Origin of the sequence: Novosphingobium sp. (assembly GCF_965229225.1) — a bacterium.
Lineage (GTDB): Bacteria > Pseudomonadota > Alphaproteobacteria > Sphingomonadales > Sphingomonadaceae > Novosphingobium.
This window is the reverse complement of sequence record NZ_OZ245867.1, coordinates 3,888,719-3,905,179: the sequence shown is the minus strand read 5'-3', so window position 1 is coordinate 3,905,179 and position 16,461 is coordinate 3,888,719. Positions and strand designations below refer to the sequence as shown.

At 65.7% G+C, this 16,461-nt stretch carries 17 protein-coding genes and 2 pseudogenes; 17 read left to right on the top strand and 2 right to left on the bottom strand.

The window, feature by feature from the left end:
- Positions 1 to 95: 95 nt before the first annotated feature.
- On the bottom strand, positions 96 to 1,220 hold the full coding sequence (locus ACO06X_RS18340) for an LLM class flavin-dependent oxidoreductase (protein WP_072383646.1): 1,125 nt from the start codon (positions 1,218 to 1,220) through the stop codon (positions 96 to 98).
- 178 nt (positions 1,221 to 1,398) lie between these two features.
- Between ACO06X_RS18340 and ACO06X_RS18335 the strand changes: the two genes are divergently transcribed.
- Positions 1,399 to 2,064, top strand: coding sequence for a TetR family transcriptional regulator (locus ACO06X_RS18335; RefSeq protein WP_421837580.1), 666 nt, complete (start codon positions 1,399 to 1,401; stop codon positions 2,062 to 2,064).
- On the opposite strand, the gene ACO06X_RS18330 is transcribed toward ACO06X_RS18335, so the two are convergent.
- Positions 2,061 to 2,483, bottom strand: coding sequence for a nuclear transport factor 2 family protein (locus tag ACO06X_RS18330; protein WP_421837579.1), 423 nt, complete (start codon positions 2,481 to 2,483; stop codon positions 2,061 to 2,063). The two genes, ACO06X_RS18335 and ACO06X_RS18330, sit on opposite strands and share 4 nt — an antisense overlap.
- A gap of 166 nt (positions 2,484 to 2,649) precedes the next feature.
- Here ACO06X_RS18330 and ACO06X_RS18325 point away from each other — a divergent pair, with 166 nt between their 5' ends.
- The 16 genes and pseudogenes from ACO06X_RS18325 (at position 2,650) to ACO06X_RS18250 (ending at position 16,446) form a co-directional block, all read left to right on the top strand.
- Positions 2,650 to 3,396 carry a glucose 1-dehydrogenase gene (locus ACO06X_RS18325; RefSeq protein ID WP_421837578.1) on the top strand — a complete coding sequence of 249 codons (747 nt, stop codon included), beginning with the start codon at positions 2,650 to 2,652 and terminating at the stop codon, positions 3,394 to 3,396.
- A 504-nt stretch (positions 3,397 to 3,900) separates the two neighbouring features.
- On the top strand, positions 3,901 to 4,323 hold the full coding sequence (locus ACO06X_RS18320) for a transposase (RefSeq protein ID WP_421837577.1): 423 nt from the start codon (positions 3,901 to 3,903) through the stop codon (positions 4,321 to 4,323).
- Positions 4,323 to 4,679 (top strand): IS66 family insertion sequence element accessory protein TnpB, encoded by a 357-nt coding sequence (gene tnpB / locus ACO06X_RS18315; protein WP_421837576.1) that lies wholly within the window; start codon positions 4,323 to 4,325, stop codon positions 4,677 to 4,679. The genes ACO06X_RS18320 and tnpB overlap by 1 nt, the downstream gene beginning before the upstream one ends.
- Positions 4,680 to 4,710: 31 nt before the next feature.
- Positions 4,711 to 5,217: pseudogene (locus ACO06X_RS18310) on the top strand (IS66 family transposase zinc-finger binding domain-containing protein); the annotation flags it as partial.
- Positions 5,198 to 5,929, top strand: a pseudogene (locus ACO06X_RS18305) (TraB/VirB10 family protein); the annotation flags it as partial. The pseudogenes ACO06X_RS18310 and ACO06X_RS18305, both read left to right, overlap by 20 nt.
- A gap of 5 nt (positions 5,930 to 5,934) precedes the next feature.
- Positions 5,935 to 6,807 (top strand): DsbC family protein, encoded by an 873-nt coding sequence (locus ACO06X_RS18300; RefSeq protein WP_421839951.1) that lies wholly within the window; start codon positions 5,935 to 5,937, stop codon positions 6,805 to 6,807.
- A gap of 5 nt (positions 6,808 to 6,812) precedes the next feature.
- Complete coding sequence (locus ACO06X_RS18295; RefSeq protein WP_421837575.1) at positions 6,813 to 7,571, top strand: conjugal transfer protein TraV; 759 nt, start codon at positions 6,813 to 6,815, stop codon at positions 7,569 to 7,571.
- Positions 7,568 to 10,114: a type IV secretion system protein TraC gene (gene traC / locus ACO06X_RS18290; RefSeq protein ID WP_421837574.1), complete on the top strand. Its 2,547-nt coding sequence runs from the start codon at positions 7,568 to 7,570 to the stop codon at positions 10,112 to 10,114. The genes ACO06X_RS18295 and traC overlap by 4 nt, the downstream gene beginning before the upstream one ends.
- A gap of 41 nt (positions 10,115 to 10,155) precedes the next feature.
- Positions 10,156 to 10,581 (top strand): hypothetical protein, encoded by a 426-nt coding sequence (locus ACO06X_RS18285; protein ID WP_421837573.1) that lies wholly within the window; start codon positions 10,156 to 10,158, stop codon positions 10,579 to 10,581.
- Positions 10,578 to 10,985: a type-F conjugative transfer system protein TrbI gene (locus ACO06X_RS18280; RefSeq protein WP_421837572.1), complete on the top strand. Its 408-nt coding sequence runs from the start codon at positions 10,578 to 10,580 to the stop codon at positions 10,983 to 10,985. The genes ACO06X_RS18285 and ACO06X_RS18280 overlap by 4 nt, the downstream gene beginning before the upstream one ends.
- Complete coding sequence (locus ACO06X_RS18275) at positions 10,972 to 11,499, top strand: S26 family signal peptidase (protein WP_421837571.1); 528 nt, start codon at positions 10,972 to 10,974, stop codon at positions 11,497 to 11,499. The genes ACO06X_RS18280 and ACO06X_RS18275 overlap by 14 nt, the downstream gene beginning before the upstream one ends.
- Positions 11,500 to 11,501: 2 nt before the next feature.
- The gene (traW, locus tag ACO06X_RS18270) at positions 11,502 to 12,152 is read left to right on the top strand and encodes a type-F conjugative transfer system protein TraW (RefSeq protein ID WP_421839950.1); all 651 of its coding nucleotides are present in this window, start codon (positions 11,502 to 11,504) and stop codon (positions 12,150 to 12,152) included.
- Positions 12,149 to 13,180: a conjugal transfer pilus assembly protein TraU gene (gene traU, locus ACO06X_RS18265; RefSeq protein WP_421837570.1), complete on the top strand. Its 1,032-nt coding sequence runs from the start codon at positions 12,149 to 12,151 to the stop codon at positions 13,178 to 13,180. Before traW ends, traU begins: the two co-directional genes overlap by 4 nt.
- 50 nt (positions 13,181 to 13,230) lie before the next feature.
- Positions 13,231 to 13,950, top strand: a complete 720-nt coding sequence (trbC, locus tag ACO06X_RS18260) for a type-F conjugative transfer system pilin assembly protein TrbC (RefSeq protein ID WP_421837569.1) — start codon at positions 13,231 to 13,233, stop codon at positions 13,948 to 13,950.
- A 20-nt stretch (positions 13,951 to 13,970) separates the two neighbouring features.
- Complete coding sequence (locus tag ACO06X_RS18255) at positions 13,971 to 15,638, top strand: conjugal transfer protein TraN (RefSeq protein ID WP_421839949.1); 1,668 nt, start codon at positions 13,971 to 13,973, stop codon at positions 15,636 to 15,638.
- Positions 15,639 to 15,651: 13 nt separating this feature from the next.
- Complete coding sequence (locus ACO06X_RS18250; RefSeq protein WP_421837568.1) at positions 15,652 to 16,446, top strand: conjugal transfer protein TraF; 795 nt, start codon at positions 15,652 to 15,654, stop codon at positions 16,444 to 16,446.
- The last annotated feature ends 15 nt before the right edge of the window (positions 16,447 to 16,461 follow it).

Sequence of the window (16,461 nt, the reverse complement as noted above, 5' to 3'; positions counted from 1 at the left end):
CACTTTTGTTATTTACTCATCTCACTGCATCCGAAAGAATTCTGACCCTCGTTTCCATGACTGCGCGAAGACGGTTTGTTCCGCTTGTGGCTCGATCAGGCCGCAACCAGCGCTTCGCCCGGAACGCGAACCCGCGGTGCGACTTCCTTTGAAAGCAGCTCGAGCGAGGTGAACCAGGCCGACGGATCGTCGTAGTAGTCATGCGCTTCGACCTGCAGCGTGCCCCAGCCGCCGGTCTGCTCGAACAGGTGGCTCAGCTTTTCGACGATCGTATCGGGTGAACCGACGACGAAGACATGATCGGTCAGGAACTCGAGATCGATGTCGAGCGAGTCCACGCCGAAATCGCGGGCAAAGCCATCCATCATGCCGAAGCGGCGCCAGATCGGGATCAGATAGCGATTGAAGCAGTAGCCGATCGGGCCTTCCATCACGAGGCGCTTGGCCTCGGCATCGGTTTCCGCGCAGAACACCGTCTGCGAGACAGCGTGGCGCTGGCGCTGGGGTGTGAAACCGGCCTTGATGTTGGCTTCGGAATAGATTTCCCAGTGGCGCTTGAGTGCATCGAGGCCGGAATAAATCGAAACCGGCTTGAAGTTGCGCTCACCAGCAAGCTTCATCGACGGGGAATTGGCGCTGAAGCCGGTCACCGCGAACTCGGGGAACCCGCCGCCGTAGGGGGCGTAGTTGGCAAGGAGGTGCTGTTCGTCTTCCTCGGTTTCTGCCGGTTCTTCTTCGGGGAAGCCCGCGCTCCAGTACTTGCCCTCGTAAAAGAACGGTTCGCGCTTCCAGATCTTCTCCATGATGAAGAGCGATTCGCGCACCATGTCGTTGAGGTGGGTCGTCTCCGCATTCTTGATGCCGTGGATATAAGACGCCAGCGGATAGGCGCCTGCGCCGATCCCCATGAAATAGCGGCCCTCAAGGATCTGCGAGAGCCAGCCGACCATCATGGCCAGCTTGGCCGGGTGCTGATGCGGGAGGATATGCGCCATCGGGGCGAACTTGATGGTCTCCGTCTGAAGCGCGGCTGCGGCCATGATCAGTTCGGGATTGGGGATGTTTTCCCAGATCTGCGAGGCGTGCTCGGAGATCATCATCGAGGTGAAGCCGATCTTGTCGCAGTGAACCGCGCTGTCGACGCCCCACTGGAAGGTCTGCCGGGCGGTACGACCGGGACGCATGTAGGGATGAAAGATCAGGCCAGTTTCCATTGTCATTGCAACTCTCCCTTCGGCCCTTGATTAAGCCATGTGGCTTAAATGCTCCTCACCTGCTTCCGCGTCAACCCCATTCAACACATCCGTTGACCAAAATCAACACCCTCGTTGATTGAACGAAAATGGCGCCCCCAGCCCCGGACTTGACGCCTTCGCCCAGCTATCCCAATTGGCGCACATGACCCGAGCGGCTCCGAAATCTGCTGTTACTGCCGGAAATGCGTCACCGCAGGGCGCCAAGCTGGCACTCATCCTTGCGGCCGAAGTCCTTATTGCGCGCAACGGGATAGAGGGTGCATCGCTGCGCGAGATCGCGGCCCAGGCCGGACAGCGCAATCATCACGCGGTGCAATATCACTTCGGATCGCGCGAATCGCTGGTCCAGGCCGTTTTCGACTATCGGATGGATCAGATGGAGCCGACCCGCGGCGCCATGTTGGCGGCCGCCGAAGCAGCTGGCACGCTTTCAGACCTGCGCACGATCGCCGATATCATCTACCGGCCGCAGATCGAGCTCATCGACGAATTCGGCGATTACTCCTACGCCGGTTTCCTCAGCGCCTATCTGCTGCGCTATCAGGGCAAGCGGTTTGGCCAGTTCGGCGATCGCGTCGCCCCCAATCTCGCGCGCACGCTGAGCCTGCTCAGGGCCTGTCTCGGCGACCTTCCGGAAGCCGTGGCGCAGCGGCGGCTGGTGACAGCGAGCTTCATGTTCCTCAACATTCTCGTCATCCACACGCGCGATGACAGCGACGATGGCGAACGGTTCGAGGATGCGGTGAGCGATACGCTGGGTCAGATCGTCGCGGCCTTGTCCGCGCCAGTTCCGGCGGCCGCCGGCTAACTGCCGAAAAACGTATCCTTGGCGTGCTGCGTGTCCATGTACTCGCGCACTTCGAAGACTTTCCCTGCGCTGACGGTGACCAGGAAATGATACTGCGGCGTGTAGGTGCGCCCGTCGGCCAGTTCGGCAAGCCCGGTCGCCTCCACCGCCACCCGGTCCCCTTCGGCGATCATTGAAACCGGCGTTATGGCAAGACTGCCCGATTTGTAGATGGCCTTCGCGCCTTCGACGAGCGGACCGAAGCTGGCCTTGTCGTAGCGGCCGGACATGCCCTCCAGCCGGCCGGACACCCACCAGCTGCCGCCATCAGCCATCGCATCGAGCAGCGCGGGGACATCGCCGCTGGAGAAGATCTCGAAGAACCGTGCGACGATGGCCTTGTTCTCACCCGCAGCGCCGCTCTTGATCTCGTCCTCCATCACCTTGTCTCCCGCCGCAGCAGGACGCCGCTGAAGCCGACGTCTAGCGCGCCTGCCGCCTTCTTGTAAACGCTAGTGTTGACTAGGCCCGGGAGGTCCATCATGAGTGTCGCCGAAACGGCAGGACGCGAACCGTGCCCCTTCTGAAACGACCGGAGAGACTGAAATGGGTAAACTGGATGGCCGCACCGCAATCATCACGGGCGCATCACGCGGCATGGGCTCCTCGCATGCGCGGCGCTTCGTGGCCGAGGGCGCGAAAGTTGTGCTAACGGATCTTCGTTCGGACACCGGGAGCGCGCTCGCGCAGGAGCTGGGCACGAACGCCCTGTTCATCGAGCATGACGTGACCAGTGCGGCCGACTGGACCCGCGTGGTCGCTGCAGCAGAGGCCTTCTTCGGTCCGGTCAACATCCTCGTGAACAACGCCGGCATCCTCGGCGTGATGGCGAAGACCGCAGACGTGAACGAAGCGGATTATCGCAAGGTCTGCGAAGTGAACCAGCATTCGGTCTACCTTGGCATGCACGCGGTCATCCCCTCGATGCTGAGAGGCGGCCGTGGCTCGATCGTGAACATCTCGTCGATTGCGGGCCTTGTCGCCAACTACGGTTTCCCCAGTCTCGCCTATGTCGCCAGCAAGTTCGCCGTGCGCGGCATGACCAAGGCCGCTGCCATCGAATATGGCCCCGACAACATCCGCGTGAACTCGGTCCATCCCGGCTTCATCATGACCCCGATGATGGTAGAGGCGACCGATGAAGGCGGAGGCGAAGCGCTGTTGCAGATTCCCCTGCGCCGCATTGCAGAACCGGAAGAAGTTTCGAACCTTGTACTGTTCCTGGCCTGCGATGAATCCAGCTACATTACCGGCGCTGAGCACGTGATCGATGCCGGGATGACCGCTCAGTGAACGAGCTCATCAAGAAGCCCGATCTTAAAAACTAGGCGAGATTACCAATGCTGCTGAGTGCACCTCGACGTTTAGTGCGGACGCCCCCACACAGCTCAAGTGGTGCAACCCTTCAAAGCGAGGTTAAACGCATTGCGTCTAAAGGCAAAATTAAGGCTGCTTGAGAGACGCCATGGCGGCGTCCGATGGAGACGTCTTAGACGCGCTGAAGGGTCAGTGGCATGACGTCCAAGCAGCTCAGATCTCGTTCCACGGAGTATCGGTTCGAGCGCTCTGCGGTCAGTCACAGTGACCGCGGCGGGCGGTCGGAAGAGCCAGCCCGCAAGAGCCAGCCCGCAAGAGCCAGCCCGCAAGAGCCAGCTAATAACACACTATCCAGCATTCAAGATCATTTTCTGCGGCATGACGGCAACAGCGGATTTGCCACTGCCGACAGTCTTTAAAACGTAAGCGGTGTTCCGGCCCCACCTTGCCTGCCCCGAGTGGTGTGGTTGAAGTGCGGGGATGGATGATACCCGCCTTGCGAGTGCATTGGACACCGACATTGGGGTGCCTCTGAAGCGTGTCCGGCGGATCGAAGTTCTCCCAGGGATGCGAGGCCGACGGCGCGTCTGGACGCTGGAGCAGAAGCTTGCGTTGGTTTCGGAGATGGAGCGCAGCGATAACATCGCCGCATTTGCTCGTGAGCGGGAGATCAGCACGGCGCTGCTGTACACGTGGCGCAGGGAGCTGCGTTACGCCATGGAGGCCGCCAAGCTTCCCCTACGAGACGAACCCATGTTTGTGCCGGTCGTGGGTGGCTCACCGCCGAGCTCAAGCGATGGCATTGAGGTCGAAGTTGGTGGTGCCGTGGTTCGGATCGGACAGGCAGTCAGGACCGATCTGGCCGTGGCGATCATTCAAGCTCTGCAGGCTGGTGCCAGCTGATGATAGGGATCGGCCCAAGCGCGAGGGTGATGGTGGCGACGCGCCCGGTGGACTTCCGCAAGGGACCCGATGCATTGGCTGCGCTGGTCGGTGCCGAGTACGGCGGTGATCCCTATTCCGGCGTGATCTACGTGTTCCGGGCCAAGCGCAGCGACCGGATCAAGCTCGTCTGGTGGGACGGCACCGGGCTGTGCCTGATGGCCAAGAAGCTGGAGTCCGGCGGGTTCAAGTGGCCGGGTATCCAGGACGGCGTGATGCGGCTCACGGCGGCGCAGTTGGGCGCCTTGCTCGAGGGTCTGGACTGGCGCCGAGTGCATGGCGGACGCCGCCCGATCGCCCCGCAGATTGCCGGTTGACGGGGGCTCCGCCTGCTGATTCACTGCTCCCATGCTCATGGAAGCGGACCTTCCCAACGACGTCGAAGCGCTCCGCGCGCTCGTCCTCGAACAGGCCCGCGAGCTTGATGCGCTGAAGGTTTTTCAGGCCGAGGTCGAACGCCTGAAGGCGATCATCGAGGCCCTGCAGCGGCACCGGTTCGGCCGCCGGTCCGAACAGCTCGATCCCGATCAGTTCGAACTTGCCCTCGAGGAGGTCGAGACGGCTCTGGCCGAGGCCCAGCACGTCGTGGAGAAGGCTAGCCGGGCCCCGGCGGATCGCCCGCGCAAGGCCAACCGCGGCTCGCTGCCTGCTCACCTGGAGCGGATCGAGCAGGTCGTCGATGTCGAGGATAAGGTCTGCCCCTGCTGCGGCGGCGCGCTCCACCAGATCGGTGAGGATGTGGCCGAGCGTCTCGACGTCGTGCCCACCACCTTTCGCGTGCTGGTCACCCGCCGCCCGCGCTATGGCTGCCGCTCGTGTGAGGGTGCGATTGTCCAAGCTGATGAGCTTCACCGGCGACAAGGGCGGTGCTGGCCTCAAGGTTGCGCGCGCCGAGACGCCGCCGCTCGTCGTCGAGGACTCGCCCGAGTATCTCCCGCCCAACTCCTATGCGCCGGCGCGCGTGATCGTCGGGGTCGATGCCTCGACGGGCGTTGCGAGCCAGACCGATCCGCTTCCCGTGGTTCTGCGCATTACGGGGCCAGCCCGCTCGGTGCTGCAGAACGGCAAGGTCCTGACCACGCGGATCGAGGGCTGCGTGGTCAATGGCGCCGCGCGCGGCGATCTCTCCTCAGAGAAGGTCTACGTGAAGCTGGCGCGCATGACCTGCGACCAGCCTGGTGGGCGCGTCGCGGTGAGCGAGGTCAAAGGCTTCATCAGCTTTGCCGGCAAGTCCGGCGTGCGCGGCCGCGTCGTCAGCCGCGAGGGCAACCTCGTCACGCAGGCGCTGCTTGCCGGGATCATCGGCGGGTTCGGGCGCGGTTTCTCGGCCAATGCCAACAGCGTGTTCGCGAACCAGCGCACCACCGCGAACGGCACCCCTGCCAAGCTTTCGGCCGGCGAGATCTTCGGCGGCGGGCTTGGCCAGGGCGCCGGGGAAGCCGCCGACACGGTCAGCAAATACCTGATCGAACGCGCCGAACAGTACCAGCCCGTCGTCGAGATGCCGACCGGCATCGATGTCGAGATCGTGTTTCTCGACGGCGTCTTCGTGAGGAACAGCCAGTGACCCCGATGCCATCTCAGCGCTCCCGCGCGCTCACCCGCGCGGCAGGCCTTGCCAGCCTTATTGCGCTTTCAGCAGCGACCGGATGGGCTGCGGCCTACATGGCCTCACCGGCCCATGCGGCAGCCGATACCGCCAAGGTTCGCGCCGCGCTCCAGCTGCGCCTGCCCAAGACGCCGATCGACGCGATCGACTGCAAGGGCCTCGGCGGCCTGTGCGAGGTCGCCTCGAAGACCACGCTGTTCTATGTCGACGCACAGGCCAAGTACCTTGTGATCGGCCGGGTCTACGACATGGAAGCGCGCCAGGATCTGACTGCGGCGCGGCTGCTCAAGCTTAATCCCGACCTGCTCGCCGCCGGTGCCGCGCACCGCGACGATGCGGACAGTGAGGCGCCTGGTCGGACTCAAGCTCCCCCTGCGCCCCAGAAGGTCTCGCTCGCGGGCCTGCCCGAGAACGGGGCGATCCGCTGGGGTCCCCAGAATGGTCCCAAGGTCGTCGTCTTCTCGGATTTCCACTGCGGCTACTGCAAGAAGCTGTCGGGCGAGCTCAAAGCCATCGGCGCGCGCGTCGAGGAGCGGCCGATTTCTATCTTCGGGCCGGAGTCCCGCAAGGACGCCGAGCGCGTGCTCTGCTCGCCATTCCCCCAGACGTCCCTTCATGCCGCCTATTCCGGCACCGCGCTCGCCAACCCCAAGCCCTGCGACACCCGCGGGCTGGACGCCAACGAAGCCTTCGCCAAGGCGCACGGCTTCTCCGGAACACCGGTGATCGTGCGGCCCTCCGATGGCGCGGTCCTCGAAGGCTACCGCCCGGCCGCCGCGCTGCGCGCTTTCCTGACCGCGTCCGCATCGCAACCTCCCGCATCGAACAAAAGGTGAATCTGATGTCGCACCACTTGCGCCTCGCCGCCACCCTCGCCCCGCTTTGCCTGTCGCTAACCGGCTGCGTCGGCCTCGGCACCAATGTCAAAGGCGAGTTCACCTGCCGCGCGCCGAGCGGGACCTGTGCGCCCTCGCGCACAATCGACGAGCGCGCGACGAAGGAGATTGTCGCGCCCGATCAGGACACCGATTTCAGCGCAGCGCGCCAGCGCGCCGGGATCGCGGCGCCACTGGGCAGCGATGATCCCGCCCGCACGGCGGAGCGCCGCCTCCGCGTGGTCTTCCCCGCGCATGTCGACGAGAGCGGGACGCTACACGACGAAGCGGTTGCCTGGACCGTGATCGAAGCGCCGCACTGGGCCGCAGAGCTTGGTGCGAACAGCTCGCCCTCGACTGCGCCGCTTGCGCGCCAGATCGGCCGGCAGCTCAAGGCGGCGCAGGCCGCTGCCAAGTCTGCCGATGAGCCTGCTCCTGTCGCGGGCGGCACGCTGTCACCCGCACCCAGCCCGTCTGCGCAAGGCGCGGACGACACCCCACCCTTCGAGCTTGCCTCGCCATCGGCCCTCCCCTCCACGGTTGGCGAGGCAATACCCGGCGTCCCCCCGCCGGTGGCCGAGGGGTCCGACATGCCCGCCACCCCGCATGTTCGGACCTCTCGGCCTTCCTTCGATCCGCCGCAGTACCCCTCGGCCGCCGCGATCGATGCCGCGCGCCGTGCTGCCGCTGCCAAGACCGCTTCGCCCAAGGAGCCCCGCCCGTGAGCCTCTCGTTCCGAACCCTTCGCGATGCCATGCTCGGCGGGCTTACCGGCGATGCCGAGCACACCGAAGCCGCACGCCCCCGCCTCATGCTCGACGTGCTTTCGGACTGGCTGCCCTACCGCGTGTGGGATCCGCGCCACCGTCTCTATCTCAATGCCCGCTCGAAGGGCTTCGTGCTGGGCGTCACGCCGCTGATCGGGGCCGACGAGCGCACTGCCGAGATCTTGGGCGCGTTCTTCTCCGAAGGCCTGCCGGGCGGGGCTTGCCTCCAGATCCTCCATCTGGCTTCGCCGCGCATCAGCCGGATCGTCGGCCCATGGTTTGCGCCGCGCTACCTCCAGGGCGGGATCTACGAGGCCATCGCCCGGCACCGCGCCCGCCAGCTCTACAAGATGGTCTGGCGCTCGGGTTCGGACGAAGCCCCCTTCCACGCCCGGCACCACCAGGTTTTCGTCTCGGTCGGCGTGCCCGAGCACAAGTCGGTCTCTGCGCAGGAGCTGGTCCAGGTACGCGAAGGCCTCATCGCCATGCTGAAGTCACTCGGCCTCGGCGTCGCCGAACTGGAGCCCGAGGGGCTGATCGCGCTGATCGACGACCTCACCTCGCCGACCACCGCGCCGCAGGAAGACGCCGTCCCCTACAATCCCGAGGACCCGATCGCCGCGCAGGCCATCCGCCGCGATATCGAGCTTGTCGTGCGCGAAGACCGGCTGCTGCTCGCCACAGAGCGTTTTCGCCCGACCGGCGAGATGGCGGACGGCTCGCCGGTCATCGGCGAAGTCTATCCCGACCGCTTCGACCTGCGCCACTTTGCCGTGCGCGCTTATCCGCCGCGCTGGGCGCCGCACGAATGCGCGCGGCTGATCGGCGATCTTTTCACCGACAAGCTGCGCTTTCCCTGTCCCGCCGCGACGATGCTCTGCCTCGTCTATCCCGACCAGGAAGCGGCCGCTGCGCGCGCGGGCTACAAGTTCATGCGCACGACGAGCCTTGCCGATACCCGCAGCGCGCGCTTCCTGCCGCGCATCGGCGAGCAGTCGGCAGAATGGGCGCGCGTCCAGGCCGAACTCCAGGAAGGGCGCCGCCTCGTGCGCGTCTTCTACGGGGTCACGACCTACTCGCCGCTCGGGCTTGGCGACACCCACGAGCGCGCGGTCAAGTCGATCTACAAGGCCGCTGGCTGGGATCTTGCCGACGAGCGCTATCTTCAGATCCAGGGCCTGCTCGCCGCCATGCCGCTGACGCTCGCCGATGGGCTTGGCTCTGACATGGAGCGGCTGCACCGTTTCCGGACGCTGCTTTCAACCTCGGCCGCCAATATCGCGCCAGTCCAGGGCGAGTACCTCGGCGGGCCAGTGCCGCACCTTCTGTTCGTCGGGCGGCGCGGCCAGCCCTTCTACTGGTCCCCCTTTGAGAACGGCGCGGGCAACCACAATGTCGCGATCTGCGGCAAGTCGGGCTCGGGCAAGTCGGTGCTGCTCCAGGAGATGTGCGCGGCGCTGCGCGGGGCCGGCGCGCAAGTTGTCGTGATCGACGATGGCCGCAGCTTCGAGCACTCCGCACGGCTTCAGGGCGGCCGCTTCGTCGAGTTCACGCTCGCCTCGGGCTTCTGCCTCAATCCCTTTTCGATGATCGATGCGGCGCGCGCGGCCGAAGACGAGGACTACCGCCTCGATTGCTTCGGCATGGTCAAGGCCATCATCGGGCAGATGGCGCGGCACAGCGCAGCGCTCAGCGATACCGAGCGCGGGCTCATCGACCGCGCGGTCAACGAGGTCTGGACCGCGCACGGCTCCACCGCCAGCGTGACACAGGTCGGCGCCGCGCTCGAAGCGCTCGACCATCCCCTCGCGCGTGACCTCGCGACGGCGCTTGCGCCCTACATGGCGGGCGGGACCTATGGCGCCTTCTTCGAGGGTGCGGCGACACTCGACCTGTCGAGCGATTTCACGGTGTTCGAGATGTCGGACCTCGCCGCGCGCGAGGATCTGCGCAGCGTGGTCCTCAGCGCGATCATGTTCATGACCAGCCAGGCCATGACGCGGAGCCCACGTTCGGTCAGGAAGCTGCTCCTGATCGACGAGGCCTGGGCGCTGCTCAAGGGCGGCTCGATGGGCACCTTCGTCGAGACTTATGCCCGCACCTGCCGCAAGTACGGCGGCGCGCTGGCGACCGCGACCCAGTCGCTCAACGACTACTACAAGTCGGATGGCGCCACTGCTGCGCTCGAGAACAGCGACTGGATGCTGATCCTACAGCAGAAACCCGAGACGATTGCGGATTTCCGGAACTCGAAGCGGCTCGACATGGACGACCGCACCGAGACCCTGATCCGCAGCCTCAAGCGCGAAGGCTCGGCTTATTCCGAGGTCTTCATCAAGGGCCCCGAAGTCGAGGCGATCGGTCGGCTCGCGCTCGATCCCTACTCGGCAACGCTGTTCTCGAGCTCGCCCCAGACTGTGGCCGACATCGATGCCGAGATCGCACGCGGTCATCAGCTCGCCGACGCCATCGCGCGCATCGCTTTTCCCGACCAGCCCTAAGCCGGCCCCATCCCATCACTTCCCAAAGCAAGGACACTCTCATGCCTCTCTACCTCGTCACGCCGTTCGACCATCTCGCAACCCCGGTTGCCGGTGACGCAGCACCGCCTGGCCTGCCGGTTCCGGCGACTTCGGCGGGCGACAACCCCCCGCCCGCGCGGCGGTATTTCGCCGACCTCTGGTACATCCTCGTCAAGGCAGGCGCCTTTCTCGGCGCGATCTACCTCATGGTGCTCGGGCTGCCTTTGCTCGCCTTCCTGATGCTGGCGGGCGGCGATCCCGAGCGGCTTTTCCTCCATCTCGACAATCTCGCCGCGCACTATCTCGCCGCCGATCACAACGCGCGCGCCGCGTTCGATCAGGGTACCGCGCTCGGGCTCTTTGGCCTCGCCACGCTGATCGCGATCTGGCGCCTGCCCGCCTTTCTCGATGCCGTGCAGACCGGTCTTGCGGAGAGCGAAAAGTGAGGAACATTCTGGCAACATCGACTGCGCCGTCCCTGTCGTGGCGCAAGACGCTCGGCACAGCAGCACTCGGGGTCAGCCTCACGCTTTCCACGCTCTGGGGCGTCTGGGCGACCCGCAGCCTGCTGGCGCTTGAGAAGCGTCAGGTCGTCACGGTGCAGCTCTCGCGGATCATGGGCGATTTTGTCGAGGCAGAGGCCCGCTCGGGCCGGCCGCCCGAACAGACGCGCGGCGAAGTCGAGGCCTATCTGAAGGCCGTGCAAGCCTCGGTCGAACGTCTGGGCCGCGATGGTCGCACGGTGCTCGTCGCCGAAGCCGTCGTCGCTGGCGGTGTGCCCGACATGACCGACAAAGTCCGCGCCGATGTCGCGCGGCGCATGGGGGACCTCGCCCGTGCCGCGCGTTGACCTGCCCTACTTCAAGAGCAGCCGCTGGCGCAGCCTGCTGCTGGTCGGCGGCGCCACTCTCGCGCTTATGGGCGCTGGCGGGCTGAGCGACTTTGCGCGCGCCCACGCCCTGCTCGTCAACGCCAGCCCCTCGCTCCCTTGCTGGGCGATCTGGCTTACGCGCAGCGCCGAGCCCGGCAAAGGCGACCTCGTGCTCTTCGTGCCACCGCGTTCAGAGCTGCTCGAGCGGCACTTCGGCAAGGAACCGGCTCTGTTCGGCAAGCGGGTGCTCGGCATGCCCGGCCAGCACGTCACGCGCGAAGGACGGCAGTTCTTCGTCGACGGCGTACCCGTCGCGCTTGCCAAGCCGATGACCCGCACCGGCGAGCCGCTCGCGCTCGGCCCCACCGGCACCATCCCCAGGGGCTGTTACTTCGTCGGCAGCCCGCACAAGGACGGTTTCGACAGCCGTTATGCCGCGATCGGATGGATCTGCCGTCCCCGCATCCTCGGAACCGGGAGGGCGATCCTGTGACGCTGCGCCCCGCTTCCTCGCTCTTCCCGGTTCTGGCGCTCGCTCTTTGCGCAACTGGCGGTCCGGCCAATGCCCGCGACTACGGCCAGCATGGCGCCGTCTGGGGCATTGCCGAACCTGACCTCCTCGAACAGATCCACAGCCGCCTGACGCGCCTCGAAGCGAGCGGCGAGACCGCACGCCTCAATGCCGCGCTCCAACGGCGCACCGAAGCCAAAGTCCAGCGGCCCGATCCAGTGCCGGGTCTCACCGCTGCTTCAGCCACACGCACCTGGACCTTCGATCCCACGATCACTGTGAGCGCCGACATCCGGGACGCACGCGGCACAGTCATCATTGCCCGCGGAACCCGGGTCAATCCGCTCGACACCGTGCCGCTGCGCAGCCCGCTTGTGTTCCTCGATGGCGATGATCCCGCCGCGCTAGACTGGGCCGCCACCACCTTCGGCAAGCGCCGGCCCAAGGTGATCCTCGTGTCGGGTGCGCCGCTGGCGCTGATGAAGGCGCGGCAGATGCGCTTCTACTTCGACCAGGGCGGCACGCTCGTCCGGCATTTCGGCATTCGCGCGGTGCCGGCCGTGATCGAGCAAAAGGGCCGCGTGCTCCAGATCACCGAACAGGCGCTCAAGGCGGCGCCGGCGAGGGCGTCATGAAGCGGCTTCGTTCGCTTATCCGTCACGCGTTCACTGCTGCGGCAGGTCTGGCGCTTGCCATCACCGCCGCGCCTTCGCCCGCTGCTGCAGCTTCGGGACCAGGGCGCTGCACCGGGCATTTCGTGAACCCGATCACCGATATCTGCTGGTCGTGCCTCTTCCCGATCTCGATCGGCGGGCTCAAGATCTGGCCTTCGAGCCGGCCCGACACCAGCAATCCTGCGTTTCCGGTCTGCCTCTGCGGGCTGCGCCCCGGCATCGCCATGGGGTTCTGGGAGCCGGTGCGACTTGCCGATGTCAGCATGAAGCCATGGTGCTTCGTCAACCTGGGCGGGCTCAAACTCGATCCGGGCTTCGACATCGGCTTCAAGACCATGGCCGGCCCCTCGGCGGTCGGCGGCGCGACGCAGTACGCCTCGCAGTGGCATATCCACTGGTACGCCTATCCGCTGATCTACTGGATGGAGCTTGCGGCTGACTTCCTCTGCCTCGAGCAGGGCTCGGTCGACATTCTTTATATCACCGAGCTTGATCCGCTGTGGCAGGACAGCGAGCTCACCGCGATCATCAATCCCGAAGCGGTGCTCTTCGCCAATCCGCTCGCGCTTGCCGCCTGCGCCGCAGACTGTGTCGCCGCGACTACCAAGCTCCCCAGCGACGACCTGTTCTGGTGCGCGGGCTGCCAGGGGACAATGTACCCGCTGAACGGCAACGTCTCGGCGACGATCGGCCATGTTCAGGCCTCACGTCTCGCGCTCGCGCGCTTCGCCTACAAGCTCCACCGCGAGCTCGTCGCCTGGGGCACGATGGGCAGCAAGGGCCTCTGCGGCAAATACCTGATGCCGGTCATGCGCAAGCAGCAGTACCGCTTCCAGGCAACCAACCCTAATCCCCAGACCAGCGGCCGCTATGCCTGCGCGCCGATCGGCGCCTCGACCACCTTCATGTCGGCAGGCCAGGTCTATCCCGCGATCGGCGAGGATATGGGCTACCTCGTCTGGCGCAAACGCAATTGCTGCGCGCTATGAGCCGCCGGTCCTCCCTCTCCTTTCGGGCCTGGGCGCTCGCGGGTCTCGCCATGACCTCCGCGCTCGGCGGCGCGCTCGCGCAAAGCGTGCCGGCGGATATCGACGTCGAGGCCATTCGCGCCCGTGCCGGCGAGCAGGCCAGCGAAGCCGAAGCCCTTGCTGCAACTGCACGGGCCCGGGCCAAGGCGCTCACCACCGCAGCCACCAGCACTGCGAAGCAAGGGCAGGCCAACGGTGCGCGCCTTGCAACGAGCAACAAGACTAAGACCGGCAAGGCCAGCGATGTGTTCGATTTCGATGGCATGGTCGCCGATGCGGGAACCATGACGAAGGCCGACCTCGGCGAGGCACCGCGTTTTATCGCCTTTGCCAGTACGTCGATGCCGCCGGCAGCGCTCAAGTCCATGATGGACGATGTCCCGCGCGCGGGCGGCGTGGTGGTGTTTCGGGGGCTGACGCGGGGTAGCGCCCAGGCCATGACCGCCGCACTGTCGCGCGTGCTTGCCCCCGGCGAGCGGCGCGACGGGGTCGGGATCGATCCGCGCCTGTTCCGCGCTTTCGGGATCGAGACAGTGCCGACCTATGTCGTCGCCAGCAGCGATTTCGATCTCTGCGACGGCTTCGACTGCACAACCAGTGTCCCGCCGTTTGACCGGATCAGCGGCAATGTCACGGCGGCCTTTGCGCTCGACGCAATAGCCAGCGGAGGCGGCCCGGGCGCGAAGTTCGCGGCCCAATACCGCGCGCGGCTCGAGGAGCATGCGCCGTGATCCGCCGCCTGTCCGCCCTCATGCTGCTCATGACCGCGCTGCCGGTGCTGGCCCAGAGCAGCCCTAACGCGGCCCGCGCCGATGGCAAGGCCTTCGGCGCCGCCAAGGCCGCTGCCGCACAGACCGCCGCGACTACCGCGCCCAATGCCACGCGTATTCCGGGGTACAACGGGACGCCTCCGCAATCAGGCTATTTTGGCGATCCTGACCGCATGGCACGCGAGGCTGCAAGCCAGAGCAGCACCCACTCGGGTTACCGGACAGTGCGCGATTCCCTCCAGCACCGCGCCAGGTTCGCACCCGTCGATCTCGATGCGACGATTGCTCGCAGCCGCACGATCAGCGGCGATCCGATGACGTACGCGAGCGGCATGGGCGGGGATGGGACTGCAGGGCGCTGCGTACCGCTGCCGCCCTCCTCCAGCGCGGCGGCACGCTACTTCGCGACCTGCAACACCGGTTTCACGGCGACTGCCGAAAACCGCAGCTGCACGGTTCGCCTGACCACGCAGCTGCGCGATGCATCCACCTACCTTTACTTCTGTTCGACCGGAGGTGACTGCTCGGCCTTCCTGAGCTCGCAATGCCGCAAGACCGGGACGCATCCCGGCCCCTGCCTGCAACGGGACAAGACCTTTGCCGGCGGGGGCTGCACCGAGCCCGGTGATCCGGTCGATGAGTTCACCTGCACCGAGCAAGTGGCAGGTTTTACGCCAGTCGCCGTCAGGCCAGGTACGACAGTGGACACCGTGCGCGACGAGAGCGCCTGCGCGAGCCTTGCCGCTGACAGCGACTGCACGCAGGACAGCGAGACCTGCTCGGACAACGATCCCGTCACCCGCGTGATCGGCGGCGTCTCCATAACCCGGCCCTGCTGGGCCTGGGAGCGCAGCTACACTTGCGCAGCCTACGCGGCGAAGCAGGACTGCTCGGAGCTGGAAGCCAATCCCGGCTGCCGTTTCGTGCGCGCCGATTGTCTGACCGATCAGCCCTGCCGGACCTGGGAGCGGGTCTACGACTGTCCCGTGCCCGAGCAGAAAACCGATCCCAGCCAGTTCATCTGCGACGGCGACATCTACTGCATCGACGGGTCCTGCGAGACAATCGACCGCCAGCCCAACACCGAGTTCAAGGATGCGGCGGTTGCGCTGAATGCCATGAACCAGGCACGCCGCGAGTTCGATCCGGCCAACCTCAAGCTGTTCGAGGGCGAACGCGCGAGCTGTGCGTCCAAGGTCTTTGGCATCCTCAACTGCTGCAAGGGCAAGGGTTTCCCGCTGATCCCGGGGATCCAGCTGCTGGTCGCACTCGGCTGCAGCCGTGAAGAGATGCTGCTCCATCAGCGCGATGCGAAGGGACTGTGCCACTATGTCGGCACCTACTGCGCGTCGAGCTTCCTCGGTGTCTGCTTCACCAAACGCAAGGTCTACTGCTGCTTTGAATCGAAGCTCTCGCGCATCCTGCAGGAACAGGGCCGCACCCAGCTGAACAAGCCCTGGGCACCGCCCAAAGAGGAGACCTGCGCGGGGTTCAGCGTCGATGAATTCGCGAAGCTCGATCTCTCCAAGATGGACTTCAGCGAAGTCTATGCCGAGTTCACCGATGCCGCACGCCTGCCCGATGAACTGCAGGCCGCCAGCGATCTCCAGCAGAAAATCGAGGCTTATTATGCCCAAGCATCGCATTGACCGCGCCCTGCGCATGGCTGCTTTCGGCGCTTGCCTGATCCTGTCGTCCGGGCTGGCCGCGCGGGCAGCCGATCCCGCACCAACTGCCCCGACTGCCAGCGACGATCCGTTCTACTGCCAGGAGCGCCGACTCGGGTACTGGTTCTACTGCAACAGGACCAAGCCGCCCGAGACACCGCAAACTCAGGTGGTTCCGGACAGCTCGGCGACCGCGCGCCTGGAGGCGATCACCTCCGAGCTGCGCGAATTGAAGGCCCGCGCCATCCTCGAGCCAACGCCGGCCAACGTCACCGCCTATATCCGCTTCCAGCGCGCGCAGCTCGACCGCGCCTCGCTGTTCAGCGATGTCTGGCAGAGGTCGATCTGGCAGGATCCGGACCTCGACTACACGCTCCAGCGCCCGGTCTCGACGCTCGGCAAGCGCCAGTGGCAGGATGCCCGCAAGGCCGAGCGCGACAGCGTGATGGCGCATCTCTCGCAGCGCTACGGCCTCTTCTACTTTTTCGCGCAGAGCTGCGGCGCCTGTTCGGTCATGTCGCCAATCGTACGCTCGGTCGCGGCAACCTGGGCGATCGAGGTGCGCGCCATCTCGACCGACGGCGGACCCTCGCCCGATTTCCCGCGCTACACCGCCGAAACCAATCAGCGCGCCCGCATGGGCCTCGAGCCCGGGATCACGCCGGCCGTGGTCCTGTGGGACGCCGCCGCGCGCCGCGCGATCCCGATCGGCTACGGCGTGATGTCGGCCGACGAACTCCAGGACCGTATCTACCTCCTCACCTCCAAGGAAGCCGGCCATGACTACTAAGCCTAAGCGCCTAAT